This window comes from Neptuniibacter sp. QD72_48, assembly GCF_047778065.1.
Taxonomy (GTDB): domain Bacteria; phylum Pseudomonadota; class Gammaproteobacteria; order Pseudomonadales; family Balneatricaceae; genus Neptuniibacter.
In genome coordinates, this window is record NZ_CP180547.1 from 3,687,763 (window position 1) to 3,704,187 (window position 16,425).

The following is a 16,425-nucleotide window of genomic DNA, read 5'->3' on the forward strand; positions in this document are numbered from 1 at the left end:
AAATCGTCTTAATCAAAATCGTAATCGATGATGATTGGCGCGTGTTCACTGAACATCTGATCACGATAGATCTGCGCATTTTTAACCGTCTTACGCAGGCTTGCAGAAGTAATCTGGTAATCCAAGCGAGCACCTTCGTTCAGCTTGCGGGCACGATTGTAATCAGGCCACCAGCTGAATTGACGTTCAGCTTTGTTGATCTGACGGAAAGCGTCGATATAGCCCATCTCATCAAAGATCTCAGCCATCCACTCACGCTCTTGCGGCAAGAAGCCAGAAACCGTTTGGTTAGCGTACCAGTTACTAAGATCGACTGGCTTGTGCGCAATGTTAGTCGTGCCACAGAAGATAAACTCTCTACGCTTACGCAGGGTTTTATTTAGGTGACCGATAAAGTCGACCATAAAGTCTTCTTTCTGCTTTTGAGCCTCTTCACCTTTCAAACCAGAAGGGAGGCAGAATGAGCCAACACTGACATCATCAAAGTCCGCTTGGATAAAACGGCCGTGCTGATCACACAGTTCGAAACCCAAACCGGTCATGATCGCTTTAGGAATAGTACGGCTGTATATAGCAACGCCACTGTAACCATCTTCCCAAGCATCGAAGAAGTATGAGTGATAACCTTCGGGGTGGTAGCGTTCGTCATCAAGTTGATATTCTTTCGCCCGCAGATCCTGCAAGCAAACAACATCAGCATCTTGACGGACCATCCAGTCAAAAAAACCGTTTTCAGTAGCTTGTTCAATACCTTGAGCATTGAATGTGATGACGCGCATAGAAGGTGTTCCTGTCCGTTATCAGACTTATCTATTATTTTTAGCGATTGCTCGAATTGTATAGGGAAGTTAAGCAAATTGAAATTTTTTGAGTGTTCGTTGAACAATGGAGACTCAAGGCTTCCGCTGGTAGAATAGCCGCAAAATTTTTACCCCTTTCCCAGCGGAGTTTGCCATGCAGGATTACCAGCGCGAGTTTATTGAGTTTGCTATCGAACAGAACGTACTACGTTTTGGCGAGTTCACGCTTAAATCTGGCCGTACTAGCCCTTACTTTTTCAATGCAGGTCTTTTCAACACAGGTACTGCGCTAGCTAAGCTTGGCCGCTTTTACGCTCAGGCGATCAAAGATTCTGGCGTTAACTACGATGTACTGCTTGGCCCTGCGTACAAAGGTATCCCGCTAGCTGCGACAACAGCGGTAGCCCTATCTGATCAGCACGGTGATGATGTTCCTTACGTATTCAACCGTAAAGAAGCAAAAACTCACGGTGAAGGCGGTAGCCTTGTAGGTGCACCTCTGGAAGGCGGCGTGATGATCATCGATGATGTAATCACAGCAGGCACAGCGATTCGTGAAGTAATGGAAATCATCGATCAAGCGGGCGCAAAACCTGCTGGTGTTGTGATTGCCCTTAACCGTCAAGAGAAAGGTAAAGGCGAACTATCTGCGATTCAGGAAGTAGAGCGCGACTACAACATGCCTGTTATCAGCATCGTTAGCCTAGGTGATCTAATTGATTACTTGACTGAAAAAGGCGATATGGCGACTGAACTTGAAGCGATTCGTAAATACCGCGACGAATACGGTATATAAGTTAGGCTTTACCGGAGCTGCTCTTTATTGGGCAGCTCTGATCACAACCTTCCTCGAAGCACCATCCAAGCCACTACCACCGCAGTAGCCCGTACTATCGATGGTCCAGAAATCACCTTCTGGCGATGTCACCGTCCGATAAAAAACTTCCGATCGACACCCTTGCAGGCCATTGATATTAAAGGTATCGCTGGCGGCAGGCCCTGGCCAATAATCAACTTGTGCAGGCGGGCTTCCAACTGCAGCCGAAGCCACACAGCCAGATGCTCCATTGCCTAGACAGGTTAGTTCTAGCTCTATCCCCGTTTGCGCTGCTGTAATCGCCCTAGCGCCAAGAAACTCTTGAGCTGTCACATCTTGGCTAAGCGCAAAGAAACGGCTCATACCGGCAATGATGACCGCTAATACGGTGATCACGAAGATAGCCGAGATAAGACCCAGTCCTCGCTGTTTAGATCTCAACGCAACTACAGGTAATTTATGGGACATTTCTCACCTGCACCTCAAATTGAACTCGGATACTTTCCTGCGTTGTATCCCTGCTGGTTAGTACCTGATCCTCTACAAACAGATCAAACAGGACAATGCCATTTCGAAGTAATGTCGCTTCACTGTATGTAAAGGCATCGTTATCCACAGGGCTTACGACATCACTTGCCAACAGCGCTTCCTGTGGCTCTGCTAGATTGGCAAATAAAGTTGCGCCTGTAGGCTGGGTAATCGCATAAGTGTACGCACTACCGCTTACCCCCTGAAAACGATAAAGATCACTCCCTACGACACAAAAGCTCACCGGTTCATCAACAATAAAGTAACGTTTTGAGGGGGAATCCGCGGGAAAACGATGGGTAGAGTTTAATAACACATCCACCGTGCCTGATCCTGAATCCAATGCGCTGCTGGCACTGATCATTGGGGAGATAATCGACCAACTATCCAGATCGTAGATTGGGTTTTGCCCTGCAGGTCTGCCGGGTTCATCCACGGTATTAGTATCTATCGGGTATACAGCCACACGGCCAAGATCAGGTGATGTAGCAAACGGCACGGAGCTAAATGCTGACGATGCCGAAACAGCCGTTAGCGGTACAGAGATATATCGAGAGGCCGCCAAGGCAGGTATAAACTCTAAGCAATTTCCTGAGTCACCAACACGGATACTATTAGGCAGGGCGTTTCTGATCTCGCGTGCCATACGCTCAACTGCCACACGTGCCGAAGATGAAAGCTGATCACGCCTCGTTAGATCCGCATAGCCTTGCATGGTTGAAGTAATAAAGCCTACGGTTACCAGAGAGATGATCCCCAACAGGGTAATCACGACAATTAATTCAACCAGTGTAAAACCGCTTTGACGACGCATCAGTAGTTACCCCGCAAAGCACTGAACACCACAGGGCTCTGCCCCGTATTGGCTGGAGGAGTAACGGTAACAATCACTTGTTTGACTAATTCAGAGTCAGCACCTGAGAAATAGGTGCTACCGACATAAGTCACCTGAACAGAGACTTCATAACCTTCATAAGACTGAATACCACCCGGCGTCACAAGCGCATTGAATAAACCAACCGCGCTCTCTGTTAAGCCATGGTAGTCATCAACATCATCAAACTCTTCCCGGGATTCACCATCTTTACTGGTAATTGGCGCACCAGCATTCACGCCAAATTGCGCTGCGGGCGTACAAGGATCACAAGGTGGGCTACCGCCTAAAGGCGTAAGTTCATCGTATCGGCGTGACAAAATTTCTTCGAGGTAGGCCTGCCCAAGATAGGATACTTTGGTTTGCCACATGACATCGGAACTATGGCGGGCAATGGTGCCCCAACCTGCTATCGCCGCTGTAAGAGCGATAGCAATAATCACAATGGTGATGACTACTTCAACTAGCGAGAAGCCTCGTTCAGCGACAGGTCGTTTCATAGGTATACCCTGTCAGTGAAAGGCAGTAGTCGCCATTGTCATCGGTAAATTGCAGACTGCTATCAACCTCTTGGCCGTCGTCTGGAAAGCTCGCAGCAGAATTTAGAACAACATTGTTATCAACACGGATCATATCGCCCAGTTGGTTATACATCACCACTAGGTTTTCCCCAGACGACAAACTGCCTGATTCTGAGCCCGATACAAGGGACGCGGTGTAGGATAATAACGCATCCGCTGTGATCTCAGCATTGAGCTGAGGAGGGGTAATACTGGTTGGTGGCGTTGCATCTGAAGTGTCAGAGTCAATCAACAAAGAGATCTGCCATTGTGTATCAGACGAGCGTTCTAGCACCCAGTACACAGAGGAAGCATGCTGCGCTAAAGCGGCTTTTTGCGCTAAACGTAACGAGCCCATGATGGCACTACGAAGCGCAAGCTCATCGTAACGAGCAACATTACCAATTCGAGGGATAGCAACAGCTGAGAGAATACCCAGCAGGATGATAACAACAATAATCTCGACCAGCGTAAAACCACGCTGGCGAGATTTAGAGCAGCATTGCCTAGATCGATCAGGACTGACACTGCTCATAAGGGATTTCTACTTACTGATCAGTACCAGTAACATCAACGTTACCATTACTAGAGTCATAAGTGATTACACGATCTACAGCAGGATCTACAGCAGTGTTTTGAGCACTATAAGTATAAGTACACTCAGCACCAGCACCCGCTGCTTGATAATCAATGCCATTACCTGGAGCTGGAGCACCTGTAGAAGCTACTGGACGGTTACCTTGTAAGACACTATCCCAAACTTCCACACAGTCAGCAGCTTGAAGGGCTGCTAAATTCGCAGGAGGAGAACCGTCTTCTGCAACTGGGTAGCCAGTACTGTTAACAACAACACTCACAGAACCGTCTAGCTGAACAGATGCCCCTGAAGCAGCATTTTCTACTACAGCTTTAGCTTTTGCTAACGCAACACCTGCTGCAAAACCACCTGCTGTGCCTTTAACCGCAGCATTGTGTGCATCGCCCGTAACATTGATAAATCGTGGTAAGGCAACCGCAGCCAAAATGCCCAATAGAGCAATCACTACGACTAATTCAATGATTGTAAAACCAGCTTGCTTTTTCATGGAACTCTTTGCTCCTGGGTTTATTATGTTTGCAATTATTTGATTTTTAACAAATTAGCACTCAGTTGTATAGTTAATCTGCTTGCCAATAAAATTTATATAGCGGCTTTAGAGTTGCCGCTGTGGCCAACCCTGATTTAGAGGAGCCATTTTGCAAACGAATCTCAACCCTAAACGGGATTAAATCAGCCTGCATAAAATCATTTTCTAAGTTATCTGTTCGTTTAGCCTTGTAGACCAACCAACGTTTATCGGTCACAAAATACCAATGCTCACCTGCCGCATTTGGCAATTCACTAAACGTAAGCTCACCGCCATAATTCGATGGTTTATGCTGTATCAAATCCACCGGGTTCTGCTGCGCAATATCTTCTGGTACCACAATCTGTTGCTCAGCAAACCAGTAAGCTACTTTAAGCGTGATCTGCGCCTGAATATTATCGCGACTACCTTCAAAGGAAACACGCTCAACATCTTCAATCAGCAGTTCCAAACGTTGTAGTGCAAACGCCATCAGCACTGTTATGATAAAAATTGAAACTGTTAGTTCCAATAGTGAAAAACCACTACATCTCCGTTGCAATTTTTATCCTCCCTAGCCATTAATGGTAGTACTTAACTCCCACAATGGCAGGAACACACCTAAGGCTAGTACCAATACCATAGCGCCTATAGCTATAATCAAAATAGGTTCTATCGCACTGGTTAAGTTTTTCAGGTCGTACTCTACTTCTTGTTCGTAAAAACCAGCTGCTTCTTCCAACATCTGATCTACTCGACCTGTTTCTTCACCGACCGCTAACATCTGCATCACCAAGGGGCTGAACATTTCAGTCTGATGAGCAGTTTGGGTAAAGGACTCGCCTCGCTCAATACCTTGGCGCATACCTGCAACTTTTTTACCTATATGACGATTACCAACTGCATTAGCAACGATCGACAATCCTTGTTCAATAGGCACACCCGCTTTCAATACGATACTGAAAGTACGAGAGAAGCGCCCTAAGATCACTCTGTAGAATATCGGCCCCACAATAGGAAACTTCAGTTTTCTTCGATCCCAAGTCATGCGGCCTTTTTCTGTTTTCTTCCATCGATAGAAAACAAATACGCTCAAAACGATGCCAATCAGAATGGCATACCACCAATCCACAGTGAAATCAGACAGCGTAATTAATGCTTGTGTTTGCCAAGGAACCTCACCGCCGAAACTTTCAAAAACTGATTTAAAAGCTGGGATAACAAAGATATTAATAATGGCTACAGCAGCAGAAATCGCAATCAATACAAACAACGGATAACGAGTCGCTTGCTTAATATTTTTAACAGTCTGCCTCTCTAACTCGAGGTAAGCAGCCATTTGCCTAAATGAATCATCCAACTGACCGGTGTTTTCACCTACGTGGATCATGCTGATATACAGTTCGTTAAAGACCTTAGGGTGTTTTGCTAGTGCCGAAGACAGTGCATGGCCCTTTTCAAGATCATCAGCTAACGTTGACAGCGTTTCAGTAAGCAAAGGATTCGTCACAGTATTAGCCAAACCTCGCATAGCTCGAGTAATCGGCACACCAGCTTTGGTTAAGCTGTACATCTGGCGGCTAAACATGATCAATTCATCCAGAGTTATCTTCTGGAACAGTTTGATCTGTACCTCTTTACTACCCTTTTTCTCAACGACCTTTTCAGCAACTTGAATCGTTATTGGGATAATGCCATCAGCACTTAACTGCGATGCTGCCAAAGCCGATGTGCCCGCTTCAAGCTGGCCATTCACTTCAACCCCATCACGGTTTCGCCCTCGATAACTGTAGATCGCCATAGGTTTATCTCGTTCGCTTATTCCAGTTCAAAACCGGAACTAGGTTGTGCTGGTGCTTCATCTGCAGATGGCGCATCAAGGTACATCGATTCATCTAGCTGTTCGGTAACGCGGAATACTTCTTCTAAGGAAGTAACACCTGCTATCGCCAGATCTAACGCACTATAAACGAGTGGTTTATAGTGAGGATCTGTTTTTGCTGCAATTGTGAAAGCTGCACTGTCATCACGCCTTAAGGCATCAGCCATGGCATCATTGATCTCTAACAGTTCAAAAATACCAGTTCGGCCTTTGTAGCCCGTATTGTTACAGTAGGTACAACCGTGGCCTTTTTTTAGTTCGATATCGTCTAAACCGAGCTCTTCTTGGCGCTCATTCAGCCAAAGTTGCTCTTGACCGGTTGGATGGTAGTGTTGGCTACAGTTCTCACAGATTTTGCGAACCAAGCGCTGCGCTAGAATGCCATTTAGCGCAGACGCTGCTAGATAGCCTTCAATACCAATATCAGTCAAACGCATAGCACTGGATACGGCATCATTGGTGTGTAGGGTCGACAGTACAAAGTGACCTGTCATCGCCGCTCGCAACGCAATCTCAGCGGTCTCTTTATCTCGAATCTCACCTACCAGAAGAATATCAGGGTCCTGACGCAAAGTTGCACGCAATACAGTCGAGAAATCCAAACCTATATTCGGCTGCACCTGCACCTGATTAATACGTGGCAAGCGGTACTCGACCGGATCTTCTACGGTAATGATCTTTTTCTGATGGCTGTTTAGTTCATTCAATGCGCCGTATAGTGTGGTTGTCTTACCACTACCGGTAGGGCCTGTTACAAGTAAGATGCCATGGGGCTCATTTATCATCTTACGTAAACGCGGCAGCATATGATCAGGTAAGCCAACCTTATCTAAACCGATAATGCCGCCGGATTGATCAAGTAGACGCATTACGACCGACTCACCGAACTGAATTGGTAACGTCGAGATACGTACATCAACACTATGACCGGAGACATTGATGTTGAAGCGACCATCTTGCGGTAGACGCTTCTCCGAAATATTCAGAGATGCCATCAACTTTAATCTGAGCACCAATGCAGAAGAGATACGTTTCTCTTTCATTACGTGCTCATGCAAAACACCATCAACACGCTGACGGATACGCAGCACCGTTTCATCTGGCTCGATATGAATATCGGAAGCGCCAACCTGAACCGCATCTTCAAAGAGGCTTTTCAGTAGCTTAACAACCGGGACATCAACTTCATCAGTAGCGGTCAGCGCAGCTAGATCGAAGGCATCATCAGCAATCTCTTCGTTTAGCTGATCGGCTAGGTCTTCAATGTCGCTCGTTTTACGATACAGCAGATCCATCGATTGCAGTAACTGAGCCTCAGAAACCACCGCCTGTTCAATAGGCTTAGGTAGCGCTCTTTGCAGCTCGTCAAACGCGAAAATGTCCATAGGATCGGACATGCCCACTAAGAAATGATCAACGTCCTCTTTCAAAACGAGCGCACGGAATCGACGTGCCTGAGTTTCAGGCAGACGCAAAACGTCTTCCTGATTAAAGGAGTAATGGGTTAGATCAACCAAAGGAATATTAAGCTGCTGCGACAGGAACTCGAGAAACTGCTGTTCCTGAACATATCCCATGGTAACTAGCGTTTTACCCAGCTTTTGGCGCGTTTCTTTTTGGCGGCCTAGAGCTTCCATCAACTGTGGTTCGGTAATAACACCATTCTGAACTAGCAAGTCACCAATTCGGATTTTCATTTTAGGTGCAGCCATGCAGGCCCTTCCTCCTAGCGCCCAGACAGCGCTTGAACACGCTGCTGAGCATATTGTTTCAAACTACTGTCGATCGACGGAATCTGCGTTGCACTTAGATAAGCATTACGCGCATCGCGGAAACGCTGTGACTGCTCAAACGCATAACCCAATCCGACCCACCAACGAGGAATTTGATTGTTCAATTGCAAAAGCTGGTAATAGTTTTGAGCAGAATTTGTATAGTTACCATTCTGTTGATACGCACTCGCCAATAACTCATAGAACTCTGTATCTTGCTTCATCACAGGCTTATCTTTTTCCAGTAAGGAAACCGCTTGAGCCTGGTGACCTGAACTCAGCCAAATACGAGCCTGAAGCTTGCGTAAAGCAGCATCCGATGGGAACAGCACCAAGCTATCAGACAATAAGCGCTCGGCTTTCGATTGCTTACCCGTCGACAGGTACAACGTCGACAATAAACGTCGAGAAGCCAAAGATTTAGATATATGCTCCGCTATGCTTGTCAGCAGCAACGTTTCAGCATCAGCCAACTTACCTTGATTAATCAGACGTCTAGCTCGATCAGCTGACTGCTGATCCGACATTTTAGCAGTTGCTTTAGTTACAGGTTTGCTGGGCCGGGTCTTTTCAACCATTGCATCATTTGGATGCGCAACTTGTAACTCTTCTCCGGATTTAATCGCGTTAGGCTTTTTAACAACCTCTTCTACTTGTTCAGGTACTTCAATCTGCTCTTCTGAATTATTGTCTTCAGAAACCACTTCTGTCACAACAATCCTTTCTACAGGTTTTACACTTGGTTCTTTAGCCATCACACCTAAAACAAGGGTTGTCGGTGCTTGTTGGACACGGAAGGCAAATTGGCTATCTCTTTCAGTGGTAACTGTCAGTAAAGCACGATCAGACTCGGTATTAAGGTCGACGCGTTTTACTAAACCATTACTGATACTAGGCAACGCTGACTGCAAAATTGCATCATCAAAAGCGATTACGATTACATTTTCATTTTGGCTAACCACTTGTACATCAGCAGCACCATCTAGACGAACCACAAGATCGCCGCCCTGCTCTGTTCCGGCCCACTGAATTTCAGTAATTACAGCCTGAATTGGTATAACGGGTTCTACTTTAGGCTCTGCAAGAACAGGCACAGCCGGAGTTGGCGCAGCTACTTTTGTAACGGGCTCATCTGCTGTTTTGTCTGAAGATGAGGCTAATTGAACGCCATTATTTACAACCTCAGGCGACGAAGACTGATCTTTCCAAAGCAGCCAAGCAGTCATTAACAACGCACTCACCCCGATTACCCATAAAAATAATCGCGGCAAGTTATTGGGCTTATCCGCCTCAACAAATTGAGCAGCCTTAACACTCGACTGGTTACCAGGGACACTGGCAGGGCGTTCATTTCGCTGCTCCAGATCACGAAGCATATCGTTAACTAAGCTCACGAGCTAACACCTAAATAAACTAGGGTAGCAGTTGCTACAAACAATAAACCGACCAATCCCCAAATTAACGGCTGCGGATTTTTTGGAATAGATATCCCTTGAGTATCATCTATCGCTCTGGAAACATGACTGCCATCGACTTTAAGGTCGCCTTTACCATAGGCTGCCATCAACGATTTATGACTCAGAATATTAATCAAGCGCGGAGTACCTCCAGACGCTTGGGCAATTTTTTTAGCGGCATCACGTTTAAACAGTGACATTCCCTGAAAGCCCGCTCTCTGAACACGTTGATCGATATAATGTTCAACCGCTTCGCTATCCAGATGACTAAGCTCATAACTGAAAGTGATACGCTGTAGGAGCTGCCGTAAAGATTTTTTACCAAGTAGCTCATCTAATTCTGGCTGACCAAAGAGCACAACCTGAAACAGCTTTGCAGACTCAGTTTCTAAGTTAGTTAATAAGCGCAAGGCCTCAATAGTCTCTTCTGGGATAGCTTGAGCTTCATCGACCAATAACACGACTTTTCGACCCGCTTGAGCAAGTTCGATCAATTTGTGGTTAATCGCATTTAATAGATCAAAGTGTTCGACACCCGAGACATCTAAACCAATCTCTTGCGCAAAACTCTTACGAAATTCATCAGGGCTTAGATAAGGGTTTGGAATATAAGCGGTGACATATTCATCACCTTCCAACGCATTCAGGAGTTTACGGCAAAGTAAGGTTTTGCCTGTACCCACTTCGCCAACAACTTTTACAAAGCCATCACCCCCTGCTAGGGCGACCATAATTAAGTTCAACGCTTCGTGATGCGTTGGCATATTTAAAAAGAAATGCGTGTTTGGGGTCAGAGTGAACGGCAGTTCACTTAGACCAAAATGTTCAGTGTACATCCAGCACTCCTATCACATTGCTGGTGTAGATTGCAGGCTCTGGAAAGATCGCAAACTGCGCTTTAGCTCATTCTGCAAATTATCATGGTTAGCTAATACAGGCCGCAACATAATCACAAGTTCAGTTTTACTACCCGCTTGGCGCTTTTGCTTAAACAAGTTACCCACACCCGGAAGATCACCTAAACCTGGCGTTTTAGCACGTAGATCACTATCAGTAGACTTCATCAAACCGCCAATCACGATCACCTGGCCACTCTCTGCACGGACAATACTGTCCGACTCACGAATAGAGCTTAGAGCCAATGGTATATTGAAATCATCAGTACCCACGCTGATCTGTTTTTGCTGATCTACCACTTCCGAAACGGTTGGGTGAATATGCAAAACGATATCGCCACTGGCACTGATCTGCGGGGTTACATCTAACGCAATACCGGAGAAGAAAGGCGTCAGTTCAATACTCGGTGACGATGTTGTACTCGTACCGGTCGTTGTCGTATTTTCAATTTCCGTTACAAAGAACTCATCTGTACCGACTTTGATCACAGCTTTCTGGTTATTCACGGTAGACACGCGCGGGCTCGATAGTACCTGTACATCACCCTGACTACCTAACAGTTCAATTACCGCTGTGAAATCACCAATACTCAGATCGGCTTTGAAGATACCACCAATACCGTCATCATTATTCAGACCAACTGAAGACTGGCTAAATAGAGCAGTATTACCTTGACCCGGCTTGCCTAATGCGGACCAGTTAACACCCGCTTGGAAACCATTATTCAAAGTTACTTCTAAAATTTTTGCTTCAATCACTACTTGACGATGCAAGATCAATTCGGCCTGAGCTAGATATTCGCGCACAGTAGAAAGTTCGCTTGGAAGAGCGCGAACTACAACAACGCCTGTCTGTGGAGTTACAACAACTTTGCGGCCTTCACCGGCAACAATGGTCTCTAGCGTACTTTTTAGATTACCCCAGAAATTAGTCGAGGTTTTGGTACTAATGCGGGTACCAATCACTTCCTCAGTACTAGAGTTTTCACCTGCTGTACTGACAGAACCAGCACTTACTTGAGTATCAGATGTACCATCACGCTGAATATCTAAATAGTTAATCTGGAACAGTTCTGTTTGTAGTGAGGCTGGCAATACTTGATATAGGTTACCTGTGCGTTCGAATTCATAACCGTATACACGCTGGACCGCCTGCATAACTTCAGCGACACTGACATTTTTTAATTCAAGCGAGATACTGCCACCAACCGCTTCATGAACGATCATGTTATACGGTGTACCTTGTACCAACCCCATGAAGAAATCTTTTGCAGGTAATGCTTCAGCCGTAATATCAAAACGCTCTTCATTAGCCGCCTGACTGTTTTGTAAATTAAGCGGCGGTAAAAGAACAGGAACAAGAGGTGGTGGCGGAGGTGCTGCAGTGACCGCTTTTTGGTTCTCTTCAATCGCTTCTTCAATTGCGGACTCGCCAACTTGTTTAGTGGTCGTACCTGTAACAGGCGGAAGAGTTTGGCAGCCGCTTAAGACAAGAACACTGCCCATCGCAAGAGCATTGAAAATACGTTTCATCATTATTTCTAGCCTATTTCCCACTCTTAACTTTGCTGAAGCCTTTTCGTTCAGCTAAAGAGATCATCTGATATTCACTTCCAGTGTTCAACTTAACTCCTTTGCGGTTGATTTCGACCACTTCGGCACCATCAACCAAATCACCCTTCTGTACACGCTGACCATTAATAATTGCAGAAGGAGTTCGCTTACCAACGATTAAAGAACTGAGAACATATCCCTGCTCAGGTGTTTTTATATCACCGATAACAACATGAGTAGCCAAAGGCCTAGTTGGATCGGCAGGTAAGCGCTCGGCATAAATCGAACTACTGCCAAGCAGTGTAATTAATAAAATGACAAATTTAGGCACCTAACCACCCCGCTTCAGAGCTTAAGGTATGAACTTTGATCTTCACCTTTGCAGTAGGATACTCATCAACTTTGTATTCCAATGCATCCCAAAAGAACACACCATCCAGATGTTCTATTCTCTGCAAATAGTCATATAAACCCTGATAAGTCCCTTCCAGCTCTAATTCAAATGGATGAATAAAAATTACGGCTTTGGGTCCTACAGGTTTGTTTTTTTGATCGGCTTCACCAGGCTTTTCATTTAACTGTTGAGCTTCGACAGGTAGGCTTTTTGCACTAACAAGCGCAATACCTTGCTCGTTGGCTAACACTGATCTTAACAAAGTCAGCATCTGATCAGGAGAAACGAGGTTAGTTGCAGCACGTTTAATATCTTGGTTTGCCTCAGATAACTCAGTGCGCAGACGTTTTAGTTCTGCTCGTGCTTCAATATCAGGATCTTTCGGTTCCTGACTCTGTAACAACTGTAAAACACGATTTTGAGCATCAATGCTGGTTTGCATCGTTTCGATCTTACTTGGCACCTTTTGCAATACGATCATTGCAGGCTCGATTAAGAACACAAAGATCAATGCTAAAGGGGTTACTAAGCCAACTACAAGCAACATGATACGTTCACGTGCCGTTAGCTCATTCCATTTGCTGTCCCAATCCTGCCAACGTTTATTCATAACTGCGCAACTCCGCTAAAGCTTCAAAGCGCACACCACTACCTTCAGCGTTTACAGTTAGCCTATTAACATTCATACCTTGGAATTCTTCAGTACTAGCAATCGATTCAATCATGGAAGCAACTGACGGTCCATCGACAGCACCACCACCCAAAGCAAAACTACGATTACCATTATCAAGTACAAACTGACTTAACCAACTTTCCGTTAATGAAGCATCAGCTAAGGCATAGAGATAAGAAGAGAAATTAACACTCTGAGCTGGTTGCACTTTATGCAATAAACTTTGTAACGCTTTCCGCGCGGCAATCTCGTCTTTTAAACGCTGCTGTTCAGCCAAAATTTCTGGCTGTACTTGGAGACTACTAAAGCGTGCTTGCTCCGCAGAAACCGCTTCATCGATCTTAACTTTGTCGTTCTGAAGCTTAGCGAACGTCCTTTCCTGTTCAGATGCATACCAGTTCAATCCGAGCCCACATAACAGAACAACCGTAATCACTGCTATAGCAACTGTGACACTACCTTGCAGGCTTAAGAGTTCGAATTTCTTTTTCGACTTGTGAGGGTTATAGAGGTTAATTCGCTGTTTCACTTAACCACCTCAGCTTCAGCAAACTCAGTTCTTAGTGCCGCCGCAATAGCTATAGTAGCCTGTGTTTGGAGAGATTCTGTAAGATCGATCTGGGATGAAATAAGATTATTGAGATCTAATGAGTGTATATCAAGCGCTAGACTGTACCGTAACTCATTCATTAGCGGCGATTCATCTGCCTGCATAGGCATGACAAGGAGGCGCACGCAGGGCGGTTTACCTACTTGGCTTTCGTAGTAATCAAGAGAGCGCTGAAGTTCGAGTACAGCAGCTGAAGCATTTTCAGGGGCTGACGTATGACAATAGCCAAGATTACGGGTGAAATATAAAGCGCCATCAGAGAGAAGATTAATCGAACTGCCCTCTTCACCAATATTAAATACCGCTAACCCAGATTCACTATCTGCAAGATCTTCGGTTAGATTAAGTAACGCTAACTCAGGAACATCAACGACTGTAACATCTAGACCGATTTCTTTAGACCACTCAACCCAAAGGTCAACCTTAGCCTGCTCGGCGGCTACTGCATAAACCATACGACTGCGGCTACGGTAGGCGTCGTCTGGTAGTTCGATATAATCAATTACTGCTTGTTCCACATCGAAGGAGATCAAATCTTTGATACGCCAACGCAAAGCTTCAGCAAGCTCTTCGTCTGGCACTTCAGGGCGCTCTACAAGATGGATCTGATAGCTAGATTCCGGCAAAACTAAGGAAGTTTTCGTACCCAGAAGGTTATTCGTTTCTATCAAATTCCTGAAACGTTTGGGCTCAACTAAAGGGTTAGTCGATGCGCTGTACTCACAGCAGGTAAGTTCTGGCTGAGTATTACCATCTCGAACATGTGCAAAAGAAACCCCCCCCTTATTAATCACTAGGGAAGTTAAACCGTTTTCCGCAGACTTTTTCTTAAGAAATGAAAGCAAGCGTTAACTCCTGCACTATTCGCTTAATTCTCTAACAATAAATCTACCGAGCTGAAACGATCGCTTCAATCGGAAAGCCCAAGATTAATGATTAAGTAAACATTCAGTAATCCTGTCGGCCATACAAGGAATAACTTAACAGAATCTATATGAATAAGCTGCCCTATGACGTTGTTTTATCAGATTTTAGATGAGAAATAGTAACTTTATAACATAAGAATTTTTTAACGATGACTCACCAATTGACGTAAGGACTCAACCAGATTCGGTCTAGTCGCGATTTGCAACACAACTAGACCGACAAAACTTAACCGACGATACAAACACCGTGATCAACATAATGTATCTGGCCTGTAACACCTTCAGAGAGAGGCGACATAAAGTAAAGGCAAGAATTACCAACTTCTTCGATTGTCGGCAGCTTACCATCACAAGCCATTTCTTCATTATGCTGAAGCATTGCATCAAAATCTTTAATACCACCGGCAGCACGCGTTGCGATTGTACCCGGTGAAATAGAGTTAACACGGATTTGTTGAGGGCCAAGATCTCTGGCTAAATAGCGTGTAGCTGCTTCCAAAGCAGCTTTTGCGCAACCCATGATATTGTAATCACCAGTCGCCAATGCACTTCCTAGATAAGAAAAGTTCACTAGAGAACCGCCATTCTTCATTAAGCCTTTAGCACGCGAAGCCATATCAATAAAGGAATAGCACGATATATCCATCGCCTGTAAGAATCCTGTACGTGAACACTCAGATATAGGAGCATGTAAATCTTCTAAAGGACAGAAAGCTAAAGAGTGAATCACACCATCTAACTCACCCCATTTAGATTCAATCTCAGAGAACACTGCATCCATCTGCTCAGGAGAAGAAACATCCAGAGGCATAAAGATATCAGCTTCTAGCTCCTCAGCTAACGGGCTTACAAAGCGCTCTGCTTTATCGTTTAAATAAGTAATGGCTAACTCTGCTCCTTGTGCCTTTAGAGCTTTAGCACAGCCATACGCAATACTTTTATCATTAGCGATACCAACAACAAGTATTTTCTTACCCGCCATTAACAAGTTAGACATTCATATATCCTTTCAAATAATCGAAACTGATTCCTATTTTACGCATACGCACAATACAAATATATGACGATACCGGTAAACAGGTCGGTAAGAAATAACTCGTTGATCTGAGGCAATGAAGGACAGCTAAGGACAGCTAAGGACAGCTAAGGACAGCTAAGGACAGCTAAGGACAGCATTCAGTTTAATATTAGGTTTAATTAAGACAACTCATCCTGACGGGCTTATCTGCTTTTACCCGTTTTTATCCGCTCTTAACCGTATTTTATAACCCACAACGAAAAAACCCCGATCACATCGTGACCGGGGTTTTCTCTTAATTAAATGCTTGGCGATGACCTACTCTCACATGGGGAAGCCCCACACTACCATCGGCGATGTTGCGTTTCACGTCTGAGTTCGGGATGGATTCAGGTGGTTCCACAACTCTATGGTCGCCAAGCAAAACTGTTACAACTTAGATCTGATTCTTCTTTTATTTGATCTAGATAGTTTATCGACTGTAGCTTAACTACGCGCTAATTCGTTACTCTCTATCGTCTTACGTATCTTACAAGTCACTTGCCAAACGCCTTGGGC

Annotated in this window: 18 protein-coding genes, 1 rRNA gene and 1 pseudogene; 1 reads left to right on the plus strand and 19 read right to left on the minus strand. The window is 45.0% G+C overall.

Features of this window, described 5'->3' with window-relative positions:
• Nucleotides 1-8: 8 nt before the first annotated feature.
• Nucleotides 9-779 (minus strand): exodeoxyribonuclease III, encoded by a 771-nt coding sequence (locus tag ACMXYX_RS16985; protein WP_415882843.1) that lies wholly within the window; start codon nt 777-779, stop codon nt 9-11.
• Between the two features lie 175 nt (nt 780-954).
• Between ACMXYX_RS16985 and pyrE the strand changes: the two genes are divergently transcribed.
• On the plus strand, nt 955-1,596 hold the full coding sequence (pyrE, locus tag ACMXYX_RS16990) for an orotate phosphoribosyltransferase (RefSeq protein WP_415882844.1): 642 nt from the start codon (nt 955-957) through the stop codon (nt 1,594-1,596).
• Between the two features lie 24 nt (nt 1,597-1,620).
• Here pyrE and ACMXYX_RS16995 read toward each other — a convergent pair whose 3' ends face one another.
• The 18 genes and pseudogenes from ACMXYX_RS16995 to rrf form a co-directional block, all read right to left on the minus strand.
• Nucleotides 1,621-2,085, minus strand: coding sequence for a hypothetical protein (locus tag ACMXYX_RS16995; RefSeq protein WP_415882845.1), 465 nt, complete (start codon nt 2,083-2,085; stop codon nt 1,621-1,623).
• On the minus strand, nt 2,075-2,959 hold the full coding sequence (locus tag ACMXYX_RS17000) for a type II secretion system protein J (protein ID WP_415897172.1): 885 nt from the start codon (nt 2,957-2,959) through the stop codon (nt 2,075-2,077). The genes ACMXYX_RS16995 and ACMXYX_RS17000 overlap by 11 nt, the downstream gene beginning before the upstream one ends.
• Nucleotides 2,959-3,519 carry a prepilin-type N-terminal cleavage/methylation domain-containing protein gene (locus ACMXYX_RS17005; RefSeq protein WP_415882847.1) on the minus strand — a complete coding sequence of 187 codons (561 nt, stop codon included), beginning with the start codon at nt 3,517-3,519 and terminating at the stop codon, nt 2,959-2,961. Before ACMXYX_RS17005 ends, ACMXYX_RS17000 begins: the two co-directional genes overlap by 1 nt.
• Nucleotides 3,500-4,114: a prepilin-type N-terminal cleavage/methylation domain-containing protein gene (locus tag ACMXYX_RS17010; RefSeq protein WP_415897173.1), complete on the minus strand. Its 615-nt coding sequence runs from the start codon at nt 4,112-4,114 to the stop codon at nt 3,500-3,502. Before ACMXYX_RS17010 ends, ACMXYX_RS17005 begins: the two co-directional genes overlap by 20 nt.
• Before the next feature lie 13 nt (nt 4,115-4,127).
• The gene (locus ACMXYX_RS17015) at nt 4,128-4,664 is read right to left on the minus strand and encodes a Tfp pilus assembly protein FimT/FimU (RefSeq protein WP_415897174.1); all 537 of its coding nucleotides are present in this window, start codon (nt 4,662-4,664) and stop codon (nt 4,128-4,130) included.
• A gap of 73 nt (nt 4,665-4,737) precedes the next feature.
• Nucleotides 4,738-5,178, minus strand: a complete 441-nt coding sequence (locus ACMXYX_RS17020; RefSeq protein WP_415884699.1) for a hypothetical protein — start codon at nt 5,176-5,178, stop codon at nt 4,738-4,740.
• Between the two features lie 15 nt (nt 5,179-5,193).
• Nucleotides 5,194-5,247, minus strand: a pseudogene (locus tag ACMXYX_RS17025) (hypothetical protein); the annotation flags it as partial.
• A gap of 12 nt (nt 5,248-5,259) precedes the next feature.
• Nucleotides 5,260-6,486: a type II secretion system F family protein gene (locus ACMXYX_RS17030; RefSeq protein ID WP_415882850.1), complete on the minus strand. Its 1,227-nt coding sequence runs from the start codon at nt 6,484-6,486 to the stop codon at nt 5,260-5,262.
• Nucleotides 6,487-6,503: 17 nt separating this feature from the next.
• On the minus strand, nt 6,504-8,279 hold the full coding sequence (locus ACMXYX_RS17035; protein ID WP_415882851.1) for a GspE/PulE family protein: 1,776 nt from the start codon (nt 8,277-8,279) through the stop codon (nt 6,504-6,506).
• Between the two features lie 14 nt (nt 8,280-8,293).
• Nucleotides 8,294-9,733, minus strand: coding sequence for a tetratricopeptide repeat protein (locus tag ACMXYX_RS17040; RefSeq protein ID WP_415906307.1), 1,440 nt, complete (start codon nt 9,731-9,733; stop codon nt 8,294-8,296).
• Nucleotides 9,730-10,632, minus strand: a complete 903-nt coding sequence (locus ACMXYX_RS17045; protein WP_415882853.1) for an ExeA family protein — start codon at nt 10,630-10,632, stop codon at nt 9,730-9,732. The genes ACMXYX_RS17040 and ACMXYX_RS17045 overlap by 4 nt, the downstream gene beginning before the upstream one ends.
• Nucleotides 10,633-10,644: 12 nt before the next feature.
• Nucleotides 10,645-12,228 carry a pilus (MSHA type) biogenesis protein MshL gene (gene mshL / locus ACMXYX_RS17050; RefSeq protein WP_415906308.1) on the minus strand — a complete coding sequence of 528 codons (1,584 nt, stop codon included), beginning with the start codon at nt 12,226-12,228 and terminating at the stop codon, nt 10,645-10,647.
• Nucleotides 12,229-12,238: 10 nt separating this feature from the next.
• A complete protein-coding gene (locus tag ACMXYX_RS17055) occupies nt 12,239-12,577 on the minus strand; it encodes a hypothetical protein (protein WP_415882855.1) in 339 nt (112 codons plus the stop codon).
• Nucleotides 12,570-13,250 carry a hypothetical protein gene (locus ACMXYX_RS17060; protein ID WP_415906309.1) on the minus strand — a complete coding sequence of 227 codons (681 nt, stop codon included), beginning with the start codon at nt 13,248-13,250 and terminating at the stop codon, nt 12,570-12,572. Before ACMXYX_RS17060 ends, ACMXYX_RS17055 begins: the two co-directional genes overlap by 8 nt.
• Entirely contained in the window at nt 13,243-13,842 is a 600-nt protein-coding gene (locus ACMXYX_RS17065; protein ID WP_415906310.1) for a hypothetical protein, read from the minus strand. Before ACMXYX_RS17065 ends, ACMXYX_RS17060 begins: the two co-directional genes overlap by 8 nt.
• Nucleotides 13,839-14,768 carry a pilus assembly protein PilM gene (pilM, locus tag ACMXYX_RS17070; RefSeq protein WP_415906311.1) on the minus strand — a complete coding sequence of 310 codons (930 nt, stop codon included), beginning with the start codon at nt 14,766-14,768 and terminating at the stop codon, nt 13,839-13,841. The genes ACMXYX_RS17065 and pilM overlap by 4 nt, the downstream gene beginning before the upstream one ends.
• A 307-nt stretch (nt 14,769-15,075) precedes the next feature.
• A complete protein-coding gene (gene fabI, locus ACMXYX_RS17075) occupies nt 15,076-15,846 on the minus strand; it encodes an enoyl-ACP reductase FabI (protein WP_415882859.1) in 771 nt (256 codons plus the stop codon).
• 326 nt (nt 15,847-16,172) lie between these two features.
• Nucleotides 16,173-16,288 (minus strand): 5S ribosomal RNA (gene rrf, locus ACMXYX_RS17080).
• Nucleotides 16,289-16,425: the final 137 nt, after the last annotated feature.

Excerpts from the sequence above, each read along its gene's own strand:
- ACMXYX_RS17000 (WP_415897172.1), bottom strand. The coding sequence starts at position 2,959 with ATGCGTCGTCAAAGCGGTTTTACACTGGTTGAATTAATTGTCGTGATT.
- ACMXYX_RS17020 (WP_415884699.1), bottom strand. The coding sequence starts at position 5,178 with ATGGCGTTTGCACTACAACGTTTGGAACTGCTGATTGAAGATGTTGAG.
- ACMXYX_RS16995 (WP_415882845.1), bottom strand. The coding sequence starts at position 2,085 with ATGTCCCATAAATTACCTGTAGTTGCGTTGAGATCTAAACAGCGAGGA.
- ACMXYX_RS17005 (WP_415882847.1), bottom strand. The coding sequence starts at position 3,519 with ATGAAACGACCTGTCGCTGAACGAGGCTTCTCGCTAGTTGAAGTAGTC.
- ACMXYX_RS17030 (WP_415882850.1), bottom strand. The coding sequence starts at position 6,486 with ATGGCGATCTACAGTTATCGAGGGCGAAACCGTGATGGGGTTGAAGTG.
- ACMXYX_RS17045 (WP_415882853.1), bottom strand. The coding sequence starts at position 10,632 with ATGTACACTGAACATTTTGGTCTAAGTGAACTGCCGTTCACTCTGACC.
- ACMXYX_RS16985 (WP_415882843.1), bottom strand. The coding sequence starts at position 779 with ATGCGCGTCATCACATTCAATGCTCAAGGTATTGAACAAGCTACTGAA.
- mshL (WP_415906308.1), bottom strand. The coding sequence starts at position 12,228 with ATGATGAAACGTATTTTCAATGCTCTTGCGATGGGCAGTGTTCTTGTC.
- ACMXYX_RS17060 (WP_415906309.1), bottom strand. The coding sequence starts at position 13,250 with ATGAATAAACGTTGGCAGGATTGGGACAGCAAATGGAATGAGCTAACG.
- fabI (WP_415882859.1), bottom strand. The coding sequence starts at position 15,846 with ATGTCTAACTTGTTAATGGCGGGTAAGAAAATACTTGTTGTTGGTATC.
- ACMXYX_RS17035 (WP_415882851.1), bottom strand. The coding sequence starts at position 8,279 with ATGGCTGCACCTAAAATGAAAATCCGAATTGGTGACTTGCTAGTTCAG.
- pyrE (WP_415882844.1), top strand. The coding sequence starts at position 955 with ATGCAGGATTACCAGCGCGAGTTTATTGAGTTTGCTATCGAACAGAAC.
- ACMXYX_RS17015 (WP_415897174.1), bottom strand. The coding sequence starts at position 4,664 with ATGAAAAAGCAAGCTGGTTTTACAATCATTGAATTAGTCGTAGTGATT.
- ACMXYX_RS17010 (WP_415897173.1), bottom strand. The coding sequence starts at position 4,114 with ATGAGCAGTGTCAGTCCTGATCGATCTAGGCAATGCTGCTCTAAATCT.